This window comes from Pseudidiomarina homiensis (genome assembly GCF_003987225.1).
GTDB classification, from domain to species: domain Bacteria; phylum Pseudomonadota; class Gammaproteobacteria; order Enterobacterales; family Alteromonadaceae; genus Pseudidiomarina; species Pseudidiomarina homiensis.
Genome location: NZ_PIPX01000001.1, coordinates 292587 through 306221, shown reverse-complemented (window position 1 = coordinate 306221; position 13635 = coordinate 292587). Strand labels below are relative to the sequence as shown.

Below are 13635 nucleotides of genomic sequence, written 5' to 3'. Positions count from 1 at the left end.
AAACGGGGCTTAAGCGTGCTTAAGCCTCGTCATTCCATGTATCACGTAAACCTACCGTTTGATTGAACACTAAGTGCTCAGCTGAACTGTCTTTGCTGTCAGCACAGAAATAACCAATGCGCTCAAACTGGAACGGTTTTTCCGCTTCTGCTGCAGCCATGCTTGGCTCCACATAGCCCTGTTTAACTACCAAGGAATCCGGATTCAAGGTGCTAAAGAAGTCTTCCTCGGCGGCCGGATTTGGCACTTGGAACAGACGATCGTACAAACGGAATTCAGCCGGTTTCGCATGCTCTGCTGCAACCCAATGAATCACGCCTTTTACCTTACGGCCATCGGCTGGGTCTTTACCCAAGGTTTCTGGGTCGTAGCTACAGAAAATAGTAGTGATGTTACCATCAGCGTCTTTCTCGACCCGTTCGGCTTTAATCACATAAGCGTTACGCAGGCGCACTTCTTTATCGAGCACCAAGCGCTTGTATTTTTTGTTGGCAGACTCACGAAAATCTTCACGTTCAATAAAAATTTCGCGGGCGAATGGTACTTCACGGCTACCCATACTCTCATCATTTGGATGATTAGGCGCTTGTAACTGCTCTACTTCACCTGCTGGATAGTTCTCGATCACCAAGCGAACGGGGTCGATGACCGCCATGGCACGCGGTGCACCGTGATTTAATTCATCACGGATACAGGCTTCAAGCATGCTCATTTCAACTTGGTTATCCATCTTGGTAACACCAATGCGGTGACAGAATTCGCGTACTGAACTTGGTGTATAACCACGACGACGCATACCTGCAATGGTTGGCATACGCGGATCATCCCAACCACTCACCTTACCCTCTTCCACCAGCAAGTTCAGCTTACGCTTACTCATGACAGTGTACTGCAGGTTCAAGCGCGAGAATTCGATCTGCTGTGGATGGCAGTCAATGCTGATGTTATCCAACACCCAGTCGTACAAACGACGGTTATCTTGGAACTCTAGGGTACACAAAGAATGGGTGATGCCTTCCAATGCATCCGATATACAATGCGTAAAGTCGTACATTGGGTAAACGCACCACTTGTCACCGGTTTGGTGATGATGGGCAAAACGCACACGATAAATCACCGGATCACGTAACACCATAAAAGGTGAGCTCATGTCGATCTTCGCACGTAGGGCCGCCTTACCTTCTTCATATTTACCGGCAGTCATGTCGGCAAAATGCTGCAAGTTTTCTTCGACTGAGGTATCACGATAAGGACTATTTTTGCCTGGCTCTTTCAAAGTGCCACGCATTTCGCGCATTTCGTCTTGGCTGGAGAAGTCGACATAGGCCAGACCTTTCTCGATGAGCTCCACCGCATAGGCGTGCAACTGATCAAAATAGTTCGACGAATAACGTGGTTGACCTTCCCACGTGTAACCCAGCCACTTTACGTCTTCTTGAATCGAGTTAACGTAGTCGACTTTCTCTTTCAGTGGGTTGGTGTCGTCAAAGCGCAGGTTGCATTGGCCCTGGTAATCTTCAGCAATACCAAAGTTCAGCACGATCGACTTAGCGTGGCCAATGTGCAAAAAGCCATTCGGCTCAGGTGGGAACCGGGTATGCACCGACGAATGCTTACCACTGGCAAGATCTTTGTCGATGATCTGACGAATAAAGTTACTGCGAGGCGCATCTGCTGCCATGGACGTTACTTCTCCACTCTCGTTCCAAAAAAGAGCGCTATGATCGCAGTTTATTGGCCTGCTGGCAAGGCTCAGCGGCGGATATTAAAAAACCGGTAGACTTGGCGTAGTTCGCGCTGAGCCTCATCAAGCTCTTGCCAACGAAACTGCACTTTGCGCCCCGCCGGCAACTGCGCGAGGAGGCAACGTGCAGTCCACGTTAGAACTCCAATTTTTGGGTAACCACCGAGGGTTTGGTGATCATTCATCATCGCGATAGGTTGGCCATCAGCTGGTAGTTGAATACTCCCCAAAGGCAACGGCTCAGAAATCATCGACTGCGGTACATCGGTAAGCTTATGCATGCCTTTCAAGCGTACGCCCATGCGATCCTGTTGCGCCGTCACTTCATAGCTTTGGCCAACCAGTAATTCACGCGCTTTACGGGCGAATTTTGACCATTGCGCTGCTGGCACGACGTTGAGTAGCGGCTGTTGTGGAATGCTCAGATTCAACCGACTGCTCGGCCGACGACTTTCTAGAGTCTTGTGCTTGGCTTGGTGCGTGCCTAGTTTATCCCCTTGTTGCAGTGGCGTGCCATCCTGCCGCAAACCGCCTAAACCGTCACGTACGACGGTAGCTACACTACCGTGCACCGATGGCGCAGCAAAGCCGCCACTGACCGCGAAATAGCAACGTAAACCAAGATCGTTAACGCCAATGCTAAGCGTATCACCCGCCCGTGCTTGCAGCACCCGCCACGTTTTCACTATTTGGTCGTTAAGCCGCAGGGGAAATTCAGCCCCAGTTACGGCAAATAGCGTGTCGCGCAGAAACGTTGCCTTAAACTGCCCCAAGGTGACTTCAATTTGCGCAGCATTAAAATCATTCCCCAATAAGCGGTTGGCCCATAAAAAGGCCCGCTCGTCCATTGGTCCCCCGTGCGTGATTCCCTGTGCAAGATGGCCATAACGGCCATAATCTTGCAGCGTCGCTAACAGACCTGGTTGTTGAATTTGCACTACCTGATTAGCCATTGCTCGACTCCTGGTCGTTCATGCGGCGAAATTCAGCTAATGAAATCGGTTCGAAACGCACGCGATCGCCAGCTTGCAGTTCAGGCCATTGCACCGCGCGGCCAATCAACTGCCAACCACCGGGCGATGTTCGTGGATAAATGGCCGTTTGCTGCCCGGCTATGGCAACACTCCCTTTAGGAACTTTTTGCCGCGGCGTGCTATGCCGGGGCAAACGCAGTTGTTCTGGCACATCACCTAGGTAGGCGAAACCCGGTGCAAAACCTAAAGCATAAACATGGTAGGTGGTGCCACTGTGTAGCTCGGCCACCGCCTCTACTGACAAATCAGTCGCCGCGGCAACAGCTTCAAGATCTGCGGCAACCTCTGGGTGGTAACAAACTGCAATCGTATGCACGGATGATTGTTGTGGCGTGACTTCGTCGGGGGCAGCGAGCAACGCTTTTACGACCGGTTCCAGCAAGTGCCGTAATTGTTTTTCATTCACTTCCAGTACGTCGTAATAGATGAGTAACGTGTGGTAGCTCGGCACCACTTCTTGCACCGCAGTATGGTCCGCCAGCTCCCTCGCCAGACGCTGAATTGCGCGGTTTACCTGGAGATCAATACGTTCTTCGAGCACCAGCATGAGCGCGTCGGGTGCTGCGGTTTGAAATTGCCAATTCATAAAATTTCAGCGCGGATCGCTTTCACCACCGCGAGTGCGTGAGGATTGTCACCATGCACGCACAACGTATCAGCCGCTAACAACAGCGAACTCCCATCATGAGCGGTTATCGCTTCGCCCCGTGAGAACGCTAAAGCCTGTGCGACAATGGCATCTTGATCATCGAGCACTGCACCTTCGAAGCTACGGGCGCGAAGGTGACCGTTACTCTCATAGCAGCGGTCGGCAAAGGCTTCGAATAACAGTTCAACGTCATATTTTGCGGCGATTTCAAGCTCGCGTTCTCGCTGCACTTTCGCCAAGGTCATCAGCTGCAGTGGTTGCGCCCGACCGCGATTCAGCTCACCAAGGGTTTGCACCACTTGGGTGAACAGCGTGAGGTCGGTTTGCATGTCGTTATAAAGTGCACCGTGCGGCTTTACGTACCGCAATGGCACTTGCTCGGCATGGCATATTGCTTGCAAAGCACCAATTTGATAAAGCAATTGCGCCCGCAATTCATCGGCAGTGACCGACATTGAACGGCGACCGAAGCCATGGCGGTCAGGATAGCTCGGGTGCGCCCCCACTTTTACGCCATGCTCTTTAGCAAGGCGCACCGTGGTCTGCATGATGGCAAAGTCACCGGCATGAAACCCACAAGCGATGTTGGCACGATCAATAAACGGCATTACTGCTGCGTCGTCGCCCATCCGCCATACGCCATAACCTTCACCTAAATCACAGTTTAAGTCCATGTTACGACTCACCGTCCTTACGCTCTGCTGGCGCTTGCTTGTGTGCTGAAAACCGCGCAAAGCTATAGACGAATAAATACAGCCCAATGCCAATGGCGCTAATCATTAATGCCGGTAGCAGTAACCCTGCTTGCTGGTGCGCAGCATAAATCGCGGCCGCACCGGTCAACCCTAAAGTGGTTAATGATGCACTAATGAAGGTGAGCGGCTCCAACCATTTTTGCAGGCTACTAAGCCCGATTAGATTAACCAACGCACCTAAAATCAGACCCCAAGCTAAGGGCACACCTAGTTTATACCAACTCAATTGATAATCGACGATAGTGGCCCAAAGTTGCTCCGCCGTAGCGTTATAAAACATTAGGCCTACTAAGCCGGCCAAAATGACTAAACGTTTAGTTAGCGACATAGAATGACACCAAAGCAATAATCAGTGCGGCTACCGGAACCCAGAGAATGGGCGATTGATACCATTTAATCGGTGGCGTGATGTCCCGTTGTTGAGCGGCTTGTTCACGCTGTTCAGGACTGGCTTTTTGACTGACCAAAAAGTAAATCCCTGAAACCAGCAAAAATAACCCCATCCAGCGCACACTACCAGCGTCTTTCGACGCCAATACTGCGGTAACAACACCTGCCACGATCAAGGCGATGGCGAGAATTCGTTTTACGATACTACTTTTCATTGTTATCGAGTTGCCCCTGTTTTTTAGCGGATCGCCATTTCATAATAAACCAGCCCCAACCAATCAATTCAAGCAGTGCACCAAGCATAATGGTGAATAGATTTTGTTCCCATACACCGCTTAACGCTACTGCTATACCAATGACAATCAAAATCAGTGCATAGATCATGGTGGCTCCTAGGTTGTTGATTCACCTTAACCAATCTTAGTCGAAGAAGAAAGTCAGCGTATAGTCGAATATCGATCTTTCGTGACAACGCTGGCATACTCTGGGCAAGGTTTTGAAACAGGATGCATGGGTTATGACACGTACGCCAGCAGATAGTGAAAGCCAACCGACAACGTGTGAATCAGCACATACCCGCCGTGAGGCAAAAGTTTTACCCGCGTTAGCACGTCAACTCACCCCGAAAATGCGGGTCTTTCGCAGTGTTCCGCAACGCGATGTACGGATGATTGGTCCATGGTGCTTTCTTGACCACTTCGGCCCTGTCGCGCCTAGCGATTATCAACAGTTCGATGTGCCACCGCATCCACATATTGGCCTGCAAACCATCACCTGGTTGTTGTCAGGCCAGTTGCTCCACCAGGACAGCCTCGGCTATGATCAAGCGCTGCGAGCGAACGAATTAAACCTGATGACTGCCGGTAACGGTATTTCACATGCGGAGGTCGCGGCGCAACAGGTGACGGATCCGCTACACGGACTGCAATTGTGGGCGGCCTTACCAGCAGCAGCCGAAACGACCGCCCCCTGTTTTGACCATTACAAAAATTTACCCTCGTTTGCCGTCGGCGAGAGCCAGGCGACATTGATTATGGGTGAGTACACTGCCGGTGAACGTAACTACACCTCGCCCGCACGTCAGTTTCACCCTATTTTCGCAATGCAATTAAAGACCCCGCGCGTTGCGGTCAGTGAATTACGCTTAAATGAACAGCATGAATATGGCTTGTATGTGGTCGAAGGACGTCTTGATGCGCTGAGTAAAACTGTCGAAAGGCATGAACTGCTATTTCTTGGCGCGGGTCGTTCCGCAGTGACCCTTGAACTAGCTGCTGATACCATTGTTTTAGTGCTTGGCGGCGAAGCGTTTGGACGTCCCGTGCACATGTGGTGGAACTTTGTTAGTAGTGATGCCGAGCGCATTCGTCTAGCGCAACGAGAGTGGAATGCTGGGCATGAGCGCTTTGGTCACGTTCAACGGTACAATGGCGAGCGGTTACTGGCGCCCGATTTACCAGCGAAGTCTAAAACAAGAGACGAATAGGATTTGCCAACATGAAACGCATTGCTTTATGGTTTTTAGCAGCAATCATCACCTTGGCCGTGCTTTTTGTTGCGGTCCTTATCTATCAGTGGACCGTTTACGAGCCTGAGCCACCGACAGTGGCGAATTGCCAGTCCATCGAAACCTCCGTCACCGCAGACAGTGCAGCACAGTTGTATGTGTATCAGTGCAAACGCGGCGCAAATCCGAGTTGGGAAGGCTATGAAGTATGGGCACAAAAAGTGGTAAATCAAGAGTGGCAACGCCTCGCTACTTCGCCCAAAGCGGCCGGCTGCGTGGGCATTAGATTAGAAGATCGTCGCGTCGTGATTTTACATAAAGCCTCTCGCGGAGACCTCAGCGTCGCAGCAAGCTCATTCGTTTATGAACTAGCCGAAGGCGGAGCAACCACGCTCAGCATTGCCACCGAGCGGGTCAATGATTGTCGCCGCGATAGCAGCAAAGATTAGCCTAGCTTCATCACCATTTTCAGCGGCAGGCGCTTCATTAGAAAACCGATGAGCGCCCACGGCCATGTTGGTACATAAGCCTTCACTGGCTCTTTCTCTATCGCCTTGACCAATAACCGACAACCGGTTTCGTTGTCGATCATAAATGGGGTATTCTTCACCTTCTCATTGATTTCAGAGCGAATATAGCCAGGCATAATGCAGCTGGTTTTAATCGGTGAGCGTGACTTTATCAAGTCAGCACGAATACCTTCTGTCAAGGCTGACAAGCCAGCCTTAGTTGCAGCATAAACCGTCATAGCTCGCGGCATGCCACGCAATGCGCTAATTGAACTCATGGTCACAAGGTGCCCGTGATTTTGTTCGCGGAAGATTTCAAGCGCAGCTTCACACTGAGCAACAGCGGCCACAAAGTTCGTTTGTGCGGTTTGCACATTGGCATAAAAATACCCAGTGCCTAAGGAAGCGCCCTTACCCATACCGGCGTTAACGATCACGCGGTCAATGGTGCCAAACTCAGTTTTAAAGGCTTTGAAGACCTCAAACACTTTATCGTGATCGTTCACATCCAACGCTTTGATGCTAATGGTACTCTCAGGATGCTTTGCTTCGAGCTCACTTTTCAATTGCTCCAAGCGCTCGGTGCGTCGCGCACAAAGCGCTAAGTTACGCCCCTTAGCAGCGAACTCCCGGGCCATACCCTCACCTAATCCCGAACTCGCGCCAGTGATAAGAATCGTTTTTCGTACCGAATGCGTCATGACTTCCCCTTAGTGTTTTTGTTTGCTTGGCGCATGATTTTGCGGCAACGCCAGTGCAGGTAGTGCACCAAGAACCAAAAATTCTTGAAGGCTTTGTTGCGCGTTTGCTTGTGATGGTAACGGTAATAGATTTGCTGGGCGATGACGCTTAAACGGAACAACCCGAACACTTCATAAAAACTAAAATCGGCGACGTCCACGTTCATGCGTTCGCAGTAATAACGAATTACTTCGTCACGTGTCAGCATGCCTTGTAAATGCGTCGGTTGCCGGCGTGTTGAGCGGGCAATAGCATCATCATCAGCTTGGATCCAATAAGCCAGGCTATTGCCAACATCCATCAGCGGATTACCGATGGTAGCGAGCTCCCAATCCAACACACCGATGATGTGGGTCGGATCGTCGCTGTCTAATACCAAGTTATCAAAACGAAAATCATTATGAGTCATGCACAACCGCTCGTTCTGCGGCATATTTTGCTCAAGCCACTGCATGATTTTTTCGCTTTTGGGCACGTTCCAGGTTTTCGCCAGCCGATAACGTTTGTTCCAGCCCAACACTTGGCGCTCAGTATAGCCCTCACCTTTGGCAAGCTGGTCTAAACCATGCTCTTTAATATCAATACTGTGCAGCTCGATTAAGCAATCGAGCGCGTTTTCACAGAGCTTACGGGTTTGTGCTTCGCTGAGCTCAAGGCCGCGTGGCATATTCTTGCGCGGGATAATCCCGGCAACACGTTCCATAACGTAGAATTCAGCCCCAATAATGCTCTCGTCGTCAGTGTAGTGCAGCATTTTCGGTACATAACGAAACACCGGTTCAAGAGCTTTCTGCAGCCGGTATTCACGGCCCATATCATGGGCGGATTTGGCTTTCGTACCAGCAGGAGGTCGGCGAAGTATCCAGTCAGCATTGGCGAACTGCAAACGATAGGTCCAGTTCGATGCCCCACCCGCGTATTGGGTAATGCGCAAATCACCTTCGAGCTGTGGAAACTGTTCCTTCAAGTACGTAGCTAAGCGCTCGCGATGGATCTCTTCACCTTCACGCACCTTACCCGCTCGATCTTCAAGATCACTGCGACTCATATTAGCGCCCCCGGTATTTTGCCAGTTCAACTTTGGCGATCGTCGCGCGATGCACCGCATCCGGACCATCGGCGATACGCAGCGCACGTGCGACTGCAAAGAGCTGCGTCAGCGGCACGTCATGGCTAACACCTGAACCACCATAAAGCTGAATGGCTTCATCAACTACTTGTTGCAACACGTTCGGTGCCACCACTTTAATCGCAGAGATTTCAGCCAATGCCTTCATGGCGCCTACTTGGTCGATTTTCCAAGCAGCAAAGAACGTCAATAAGCGCGCTTGATCGATGGCAATGCGCATGTCTGCGACCCGTTCGAGATTACCGCCCAACTGCAACAAAGGCTTGCCAAACGCGATGCGGTCTTGGCCGCGCTTCATAAACAATTGCAACGCTTTTTCGGCAGCGCCCAAGGCGCGCATGCAATGGTGAATACGACCCGGACCAAGGCGTCCTTGCGCAATTTTAAAGCCGTCGCCCAAGTCACCAATCACATTCGCTTTTGGTACCCGCACCTGATCAAACACGACCTCGCCGTGGCCATAGGGCGCATCGTATTCGCCAAACGCAGGCAACATCCGTTCAATAGTTACGCCCGGCGTAGTCAGCGGTACCAGTACCATCGAATGGCGCTGATGCTTCGCCGCATCAGGATCAGTTAACCCCATGACAATAGCAAACCGAGCGTCCGGATGGCCTAATCCCGTCGACCACCATTTACGTCCACTAATCACGACGTCATCACCATCGGCAATAATTGAAGTTTGCATGTTGGTGGCATCCGACGAGGCGACGTCCGGTTCGGTCATGCAAAACACCGAACGGATCTCACCGTTAAGGAGAGGCGTTAACCATTCTTGTTTTTGCGCAGCAGAGCCAAAATGATAAAGCACTTCCATGTTGCCGGTATCTGGTGCATTACAATTGAAGACTTCAGGGGCAAGCAAACTATGGCCCATAACTTCGGCCAGTGGTGCATATTCTAGCGTGGTAAGGCCTGCGCCTAATTCCGCATCAGGTAAAAACAGGTTCCATAAACCCGCTGCTCGCGCTTTCGCTTTTAGTTCCGCTACAATCGGCGGTACTTCCCAGTTGCGCCAATTGGCATCTGGGTTCAGCCGTCGGCATTCTTTATGGTAATTCGATTCAATCGGCTCAATATTTTCTTTTATAAATTGAATCAGTCGCTTGCGATATTCTAAAGTTTTGGCACTAGGCTGAAAATCCATTGTTATTCTGCTCTTTTTCAAACAATCGTTTAAATGATTGTAGAGAGCATCGGCTATCCGATCAATAACGAACGTTGCGCAATCACAGGAATATGTTCGACAAGATAATCGATCAGTACCCGCACTGCCGGCAGCAGTCCGCGTCGGTGGGGATAAACCAAGTGCATAATGCCCACCGGCAATTGCCAAGCTGGCAATACTTGTTGCAAGTCGCCAGCTGCGAGCGCATCCGCACAAAGATAGTTCGGTAACGCGACAATCCCCTCACCTTGTATCGCTGCTTCACGCAATACGATCATGTCATCGGTAATCAAACGTGGCTGAAAGGTAATCGACAACTGATCACCATCTTCGGCAGTCAATGGATACGCATAACGACCGCTGGTGTAGTGCAACGACAAATGCGGAAAGTCGATGAGATCAAGTGGGTGTTTCGGCACCCCGCGGGCATCCAGTAACTTCGGTGCACCATAGAGTGTCAGTGGCGAATCGACCAAGGGACGCGCAATCAGTGAAGAATCCTCGATACTCGAACGCACGCGCAGCGCGACATCGATGCCCTCGTCGACAAGGTTCACCGGACGGTTGGTCACCATAAGTTGTACATTAACCTCAGGATAGGCTTGCATAAATGCTGGCAACAGCTCGGTCAACAAACTTTGGCTTAAGGCATAGGGCGCACTCAGGTGCACGGTACCGCGCGGTGTTTCGCGCACCAACTGAGTGACTTGTTGTGCCGCCTCGGCAGCACTTACCAAGGCCTCACAATGAATAAGAAAGGCTTGACCTACGTCAGTTAACTTAAGCCCACGCCGCGTACGATGAACTAAGCGAATCCCCTGCTCTTCTTCAAGTTCGGTCAGACGTCGGCTAACCGTAGACTTCGGCATGCCCAAATCACGCGCACCAGCACTGATACTGCCAGCTTGTACCACACGGGCGAAGATCAGGTAATTGGTGAGATCCGGAAGTGCCATGGCCACGTTTTCCTCTATAACTCGACGTCAATCCTAAGTGTGTTCCATAAATGGAACGATTGTTTCCATTATAACCGTCTACAACCATTTTTGGAACTTGATAAACTATCTGCAACTTAAAACCACAGCGCACATGATTTTGGAGAACGCAATGATGAACATTTTACATTTGGATTCAGGCCTTTTTGTCGAACAGTCGGTTAGCCGTAAGCTCAGCAACCAAATCGTTGAGCGCGTCAAAGGCGACACCGATACTGTCGTCTATCGTGATTTAGTTACCAATGCGGTTCCGCACCTCGACGCTGAAACATTGCTGGCCGAAGAAAACCCATTAACTGAAGAGCTTCTCACTGAACTGTTTGCCGCAGATGTACTCGTGATTGGTGCACCAATGTACAACTTCACTATTCCGACGCAGCTAAAAGCATGGTTAGACCGTGTACTAAAAGCAGGTGTAACCTTCAAATACACCGAAAACGGCGCTGAAGGTTTACTGAAAGGCAAAAAGGTTTACATTGCTTCAGGTCGTGGCGGTATCTACAGCGAAGGCGCTGCAAGCGCGATGGATCATCAAGAAAGTTATCTGCGAAACGCGTTAGCGTTTATCGGTATCACCGACGTGACCGTGATTCGTGCGGAAGGTGTGAACTTGGGCGAAGAGCCTCGCCAGCAAGCATTACAAGCTGCTGACGAAGCCATCGCTGAACTGGCCTAAAGCTTACTTAGGCTGTTCAATTCGAGTCGTGTAATTGGCGGGTACCCAACGGTAGCCGTCATTTTCTTTTTTCAGGCGACCGATCCCCGGAAAAGCAATATGTGCACCGGCGACCCAATACTCATTGTCGGCAATCATCTTAAACAGCTTTAAGCGTTGCGCTCGCGCTTGCTCGGGGACACTGTCGTACTGAATCGTCACCTCAGGGTGAGCAAATTGAACCCCAGCCACATGCAAGGTATCGCCCCACACCACCATGGTTTGCCCACCGCTCTCGACATGGTAAACGCTATGACCTGGTGTATGGCCAGGCGTTGGGTTGATGGTTATGCCGTCATGTGGGCTTTCGCCATCGGCAAAAGTGACAAACGCGTTGGCCGCTTTATAGGGAGCGTATTTTGCTTGCGCACTTTCGGCGTCGGCGTCACGCTCATGCACATAAACTTTAGCATTGGGGAACACCCGTTCACCGTCATTTACCAAGCCACTCACGTGGTCACCGTGAAAGTGAGTGATGTAAACGGCATCGACATCGGCCACGCTATAGCCCGCCGCCGCAAGATGGTCGGTGAGCTTACCAAGACTCGGGCGAACACCCTTCCCCATACCGGTATCAATGAGAATTTGCTGCTTGCCGGTATCAACCAAAAAACCATTAATTGAACCTTCGACTGGAGATTCCATAAAGTGTTCGGCTAACGCAGCCCGAATCTTGTCTTCGTCCCAATGCAATAGCTTGTGCGCGGCCATGTCGCTGGTGCCGTCGTTGAGCGCAGTAACCACAAAGTCACCAACGTTCATTCGATAATAGCCTGGCGCTTGCCCAAGCTGGTGATCATCAGCAACGGCGGAAGCCGAGGCGACGATGCCAGTGGCGGTGAGCACCGCCAGCAAACTTTTCTGGGTAACATTCATAAGTTGCTCCTAACAAAGCACTAAAAGACCTTGTTAGGTATGGCAGTTTCAGCCAAAAAGTTCAATTTTGAATTAGGGCGCCACTTGCTGACTTTCTAGGCGGGCAAAACGTTGTGCAATTTGGCCTTGCAGTTGCTGCGTGAACTCTTGATTGGTGAGCTGCGCCATCAACTCAAAATAAAGGTCCACAGGATCACTGCGCGGCTGCTCATCAAGTGCCTGGACGTACATGTACCATAAGAAAAACAAACCGTGCGGGTACTCTCGTTTGATCTGTTGGTCAATTTCGGCAGCCCAAAGCAGACCGCAAGCATAATGTAATTCGAATTTGTCATTACTCGCCAAACACTGCTCGCTCGCCTTTTTCATACGGTGATTCAAATACACCGAATTCGCGCCAATTGACCGCAGGTATTCCAAGGCCATGTACTCCGCAGCACCCTCATGAATCCATGCCGAGTCATTGCTAAATTGCCCAGCTTGGTAGAGATGCGCGAACTCATGGGCAACAAACCAGATGGTGTCTTCAACAAAATAAGGTGCCGTAATTCGTTCGGCCATACTGTGCCCGTACCAGTGCAGGACCATCTGATTACCAATCACGCCACCTTGATAACCATAGCGACCGTTGTCGGTGGAGCTAAACGAAGCCAGCAACATAGGGCGCTCAGCGAGGTGGGGCATACGTTGATTAAAGTATTGAGTTAGCGGTGGTACATCGCTTAATAAGCGCCGCTTTAAGGACACTGGCAGAATAGGATCAATGATTGTTTCGAAGCCGTGCTCGACAGCGGGTCCTGGTTGTTGCGGACCAACATAGATCACCTGACCGTCGCTAGCTGACTCACGCCAAACGAGTTGCCCGCGTTCACTATGTTCGGGTAAACGCACAAAATCGCTTAACGGCGCTTCCATTGTAAAAGCGTAATCAAACCGCAACGCACTGCTACAACTCTGTGGACAAACTTTAAAACGCCCCGAGTACCACGAAACACCACCGTCACTAAACGGTGAAAATGGCGCATAGTCTTTGCGCAGCGTCACATAGGTAGGTTCGAGTTGAAACGCCACGCTGTTAAATGCTCGCCCATCTATGCGAGCGATAAATTCGTGACCGCTTTCGGCATCGACGCCGATGTAATAATCATTGTCGATTGGCTGCCAACGCTCAATGCGGCTATGGTCGGGGTTACGCACGAAAGTAGCTTGGGTAACGCTGTCAGCAAAAATGTAGGAAACAAACCACTCGTCCTGTGTGGTTTTGGTCATTCTAATTTGCACTTCAGTGCTGGCGTTTTCTTTTAGCCATGCGGCGGCAAACCATATGCCTATCGCGCACGCCAACAACCCTAACAACACCAACTTTTTGTGCATGACTTACACCTGAATCTACGACCGTTATCGCTTAAGCATACAACTGTTA

Annotated in this window: 16 protein-coding genes; 3 read left to right on the top strand and 13 right to left on the bottom strand. The window is 50.7% G+C overall.

The features are described 5' to 3' along the window. Positions 1 to 19: 19 nt before the first annotated feature. The 7 genes from glnS to CWI70_RS01355 form a co-directional block, all read right to left on the bottom strand. Positions 20 to 1681 carry a glutamine--tRNA ligase gene (glnS, locus tag CWI70_RS01385; protein WP_126769871.1) on the bottom strand — a complete coding sequence of 554 codons (1662 nt, stop codon included), beginning with the start codon at positions 1679 to 1681 and terminating at the stop codon, positions 20 to 22. 71 nt (positions 1682 to 1752) lie between these two features. Next, entirely contained in the window at positions 1753 to 2697 is a 945-nt protein-coding gene (locus tag CWI70_RS01380; protein WP_126769869.1) for a 5-oxoprolinase subunit C family protein, read from the bottom strand. Further along, complete coding sequence (gene pxpB, locus CWI70_RS01375) at positions 2690 to 3364, bottom strand: 5-oxoprolinase subunit PxpB (protein ID WP_126769867.1); 675 nt, start codon at positions 3362 to 3364, stop codon at positions 2690 to 2692. The genes CWI70_RS01380 and pxpB overlap by 8 nt, the downstream gene beginning before the upstream one ends. Then, a complete protein-coding gene (locus tag CWI70_RS01370; protein ID WP_126769866.1) occupies positions 3361 to 4101 on the bottom strand; it encodes a 5-oxoprolinase subunit PxpA in 741 nt (246 codons plus the stop codon). The genes pxpB and CWI70_RS01370 overlap by 4 nt, the downstream gene beginning before the upstream one ends. Before the next feature lies 1 nt (position 4102). Further along, positions 4103 to 4510 carry a hypothetical protein gene (locus tag CWI70_RS01365; RefSeq protein WP_126769864.1) on the bottom strand — a complete coding sequence of 136 codons (408 nt, stop codon included), beginning with the start codon at positions 4508 to 4510 and terminating at the stop codon, positions 4103 to 4105. Then, on the bottom strand, positions 4497 to 4787 hold the full coding sequence (locus CWI70_RS01360; protein ID WP_126769862.1) for a hypothetical protein: 291 nt from the start codon (positions 4785 to 4787) through the stop codon (positions 4497 to 4499). Before CWI70_RS01360 ends, CWI70_RS01365 begins: the two co-directional genes overlap by 14 nt. Beyond that, positions 4777 to 4956 carry a hypothetical protein gene (locus CWI70_RS01355; RefSeq protein WP_126769860.1) on the bottom strand — a complete coding sequence of 60 codons (180 nt, stop codon included), beginning with the start codon at positions 4954 to 4956 and terminating at the stop codon, positions 4777 to 4779. Before CWI70_RS01355 ends, CWI70_RS01360 begins: the two co-directional genes overlap by 11 nt. A 133-nt stretch (positions 4957 to 5089) precedes the next feature. Between CWI70_RS01355 and CWI70_RS01350 the strand changes: the two genes are divergently transcribed. Continuing rightward, positions 5090 to 6058 carry a pirin family protein gene (locus CWI70_RS01350; RefSeq protein WP_126769859.1) on the top strand — a complete coding sequence of 323 codons (969 nt, stop codon included), beginning with the start codon at positions 5090 to 5092 and terminating at the stop codon, positions 6056 to 6058. A gap of 11 nt (positions 6059 to 6069) precedes the next feature. Next, positions 6070 to 6528 carry a hypothetical protein gene (locus CWI70_RS01345; protein ID WP_126769857.1) on the top strand — a complete coding sequence of 153 codons (459 nt, stop codon included), beginning with the start codon at positions 6070 to 6072 and terminating at the stop codon, positions 6526 to 6528. On the opposite strand, the gene CWI70_RS01340 is transcribed toward CWI70_RS01345, so the two are convergent. The 4 genes from CWI70_RS01340 to CWI70_RS01325 are packed head-to-tail and all read right to left on the bottom strand — an operon-like array spanning position 6525 to position 10582. After that, positions 6525 to 7289 carry an SDR family oxidoreductase gene (locus tag CWI70_RS01340; RefSeq protein ID WP_126769855.1) on the bottom strand — a complete coding sequence of 255 codons (765 nt, stop codon included), beginning with the start codon at positions 7287 to 7289 and terminating at the stop codon, positions 6525 to 6527. The genes CWI70_RS01345 and CWI70_RS01340 overlap by 4 nt on opposite strands. Continuing rightward, the gene (locus tag CWI70_RS01335) at positions 7286 to 8377 is read right to left on the bottom strand and encodes a phosphotransferase family protein (RefSeq protein WP_126769854.1); all 1092 of its coding nucleotides are present in this window, start codon (positions 8375 to 8377) and stop codon (positions 7286 to 7288) included. Before CWI70_RS01335 ends, CWI70_RS01340 begins: the two co-directional genes overlap by 4 nt. 1 nt (position 8378) lies before the next feature. Continuing rightward, positions 8379 to 9605: an acyl-CoA dehydrogenase family protein gene (locus tag CWI70_RS01330; RefSeq protein ID WP_126769852.1), complete on the bottom strand. Its 1227-nt coding sequence runs from the start codon at positions 9603 to 9605 to the stop codon at positions 8379 to 8381. A 53-nt stretch (positions 9606 to 9658) separates the two neighbouring features. After that, positions 9659 to 10582 carry a LysR family transcriptional regulator gene (locus CWI70_RS01325; protein ID WP_126769850.1) on the bottom strand — a complete coding sequence of 308 codons (924 nt, stop codon included), beginning with the start codon at positions 10580 to 10582 and terminating at the stop codon, positions 9659 to 9661. Between the two features lie 154 nt (positions 10583 to 10736). Between CWI70_RS01325 and CWI70_RS01320 the strand changes: the two genes are divergently transcribed. Next, entirely contained in the window at positions 10737 to 11297 is a 561-nt protein-coding gene (locus CWI70_RS01320) for an FMN-dependent NADH-azoreductase (RefSeq protein ID WP_126772626.1), read from the top strand. A 3-nt stretch (positions 11298 to 11300) separates the two neighbouring features. Here the strand turns inward: CWI70_RS01320 and CWI70_RS01315 are convergent, their stop codons facing one another. Both CWI70_RS01315 and CWI70_RS01310 read right to left on the bottom strand, forming a co-directional pair. Beyond that, on the bottom strand, positions 11301 to 12212 hold the full coding sequence (locus CWI70_RS01315) for an MBL fold metallo-hydrolase (RefSeq protein ID WP_126769848.1): 912 nt from the start codon (positions 12210 to 12212) through the stop codon (positions 11301 to 11303). 72 nt (positions 12213 to 12284) lie between these two features. Next, on the bottom strand, positions 12285 to 13586 hold the full coding sequence (locus CWI70_RS01310; protein WP_126769846.1) for a hypothetical protein: 1302 nt from the start codon (positions 13584 to 13586) through the stop codon (positions 12285 to 12287). Positions 13587 to 13635 lie beyond the last annotated feature (49 nt).